The 2,654-nt window shown below is 67.8% G+C and carries 1 protein-coding gene; it reads right to left on the reverse strand.

What is annotated here, in order from left to right; genetic code table 11:
• Positions 1-2,138, reverse strand: a 2,138-nt coding sequence (locus H293_RS0148745; protein ID WP_051138293.1) for a DEAD/DEAH box helicase, incomplete at its 3' end; no start/stop codon positions are given.
• Positions 2,139-2,654 lie beyond the last annotated feature (516 nt).

Raw genomic sequence — 2,654 nt, forward strand, 5'->3', positions numbered from 1 at the left:
CCCGCCTGTACGTGCGCGAGTAGCAGCCGGTACGAGCGCTGCCAGGCGACATCCCACCCCTCCGGGGCCCACCCGGGGTCGATCTCGATGAGTGCCTCCATACGCTCTTCCGACAGCTCCCCGGCATACGAGATGCCCGTTTCCCCGTTCGCGCGGCGTACAGCGTTCTCACGCATCCTCTTGGCGGCCGCCCGGGCATTTTTCATGAACACCCCCAGCGGATAGCCGTCCCAGACCACGGTGGCGCCGGGCAGGCAGTGCCCGTGGAGGGCTGCGTAGTCGCGGGCGACGGCGAGGCCGGCGTCCCACGCGGAGGCGTGCACGGACCAGACCATGCCGAGGTTTTCCAGCTCGGTCACGCGCTTGGCGTCCAGGGTGCCTTCGCGGTAGTACCGGCGTTGATCGGCCAGCCATACCCCTAGCGGATGGCCGCCGATGCCCGCTCCCCAGTCTTTAGGTGTGACGTACGTGTACGGCACGCGCAGCTCGCTCTCGCCGGTCTCGCGTAGCCATCGTGTGGCGGCCTCGATGCCGCGCCGCCAGTACGCACGTTCGGGGTCGATGACCCGCAGCCGCACGAACGCGGCCAGGGCGGCGGGGTCGCGTTCTTCGCTGAAGCGCAGCACGCCCGCTGCCGAAGCTCCCACCGCGGGAACGATGTCCTGCTCCTGGACCTCCGCGCTCCCGTCTTCGCCGACGTCGTCTTGGTCCGCCTCGTCCTGGCTCAACTCGCTGATCTCGCCGTCGTCTTCGGCGGCCGGGCGGCTGTTGCGCAGCCGGGGATCGGCGAGGGCCTCGATCGTCTGCGCATCGTGCGCCCGCAGAGCTCCGAGGACCTTCGACAGGCTGTTGTAGGCATCCGAGGTGAGGAGCTCATTCGGATCTTCGCCGGGCCCGAGGAAAACGGGAACGATCAACGTTGCCAGTTTCCCGTGATCGGGATTCAGCCGCAGGGCGCGCCCGACCATCTGCACGATGTCCACCATCGAACCCCGAGCGTCCGCGAAAAGGACCGCGTCACACTCGGCAGTGTCCACGCCTTCTCCGAGAACACGAACGGAGGAAAGCACCCGCAATTCAGCCCGCACATCCCGACCTTCGAATTCGGGGCCGCCCAGGAATTCGGATGCGAATTCATCGAGCACCTGGCGGCGGTGGCCGGGGGCGTGCTCGCCGTACAGCCACTCTGCCCACACCTGCCCGGCCGGTGGGTAGGTGTCGGGGTCGTCGGCGGCGAGCCGGGCGGCGGTCGCCGGTACCGCGGCCGCCATCGCCTCCGCCTCACCCACCCGACTGTGAAAGCTCAGCACCCGACGGAAGCGCTCCTCAACGGCCGCTCGCATCAAGCCCGTCTGCACCGCGGCCAACCGCGCGCCGCGCACGGCATCAGATCCGGGGGCCTCGCTTGTCAGCGCAGCGTGCAGGTCGGGATCGCGGATGTCGAGGCACAGCACCTGATACGGCGCCACAATCCCGCGCCCGATCGCCTCCGACAGCGTCAACGTGTAGGCGACTGGCCCGAAGACGGGGGAGCCGTCCTCCATCGACGCCACCATCCGAGGGCGCTCGCCCTCGGCCTCCCACACCCGCGGCGTCGCCGTCATGTACAACCGCCGCTCCGCAGGCAACTGCGCCTGGTCGTGCACGGCCGCCCACGGCTTCAGACCATCCCCACTCGTCCTGTGGGCCTCGTCCACGACCATCAGGCTCCACACCCCCAACCCCGCAGCGTGAGCCCGCTGAAGGACACCCAGGCCCACCGACGCATACGTCGCGAAGACAGTCACGACCTCCAGCCCACGCATCCACTCCACGAGCTCGTCCGGATCCGTCGTACACGGCAGACCCTCACTCTCCTCCCCCCGCAACGAGCACACCCCCACCATCGCGCCCGACCGGCCCGCACGCCGCCACGCGCCGGCCATCTGCGTCAGCAGATCCAGCGTCGGCACCAGCACGAGAACACGCCGAGCCGAAAGCCGCTGCGCCGACTCTGAGGCGATGAGGGTTTTACCGGAACCGGTGGCCGCGATTACCTGCGTCCGCAGACCCTCGGGCGGCATCTGGCCACCGGGTGGGGTGCCAAGAATCCGGACGACATTGTCGACGGCTTCAGCCTGATGCGGCCGCAATTCCATCCGAGTCACAAGGCCCCTCGCATTCACAGGTATACGGAGAAGGAATACAGGCTGAATCCAGATTCCATCTCAATTCCAAAATGATGCATCCCGGCACCGGATACATCCGGGGAGAGATACTAGGACATCATCCCAGACTCAAGCTGCTCACAAGAGTGACGCACTCAAGTTTCCTGAAAGTGACTGGAAGTGATCTGATGCGCCCAGCTCCAGGCGAGGACTGGAGCTGGCATCCCGTCAGGAGCAGGGATGCCAGCTGTCCCTGACGATGCGTCATCCGCGCTCAGCGCAGAACTGGCCCCCTGTAGGTGCGGCTTCTCTGGCGCGCCCGGAGGGTGCGTCAGGTCCCGTACTGGACTGCGGAGCAGGCCGGTACGGGACAGGGGTCGGCCGGAGGCCGGGCCCCCGGATCACGGAGTGATCCGGTAGGCGGAACGGAGTTCCGCCGTTATTCCGGCGAAGCCGGAATCCGCCGCGTAGCGGCGGCGCGTCGTGTCTGCGGAGCAGCCCGCGCGC

The sequence above is a fragment of the Streptomyces canus 299MFChir4.1 genome (genome assembly GCF_000383615.1).
Taxonomy (GTDB): Bacteria; Actinomycetota; Actinomycetes; order Streptomycetales; family Streptomycetaceae; genus Streptomyces; species Streptomyces canus_C.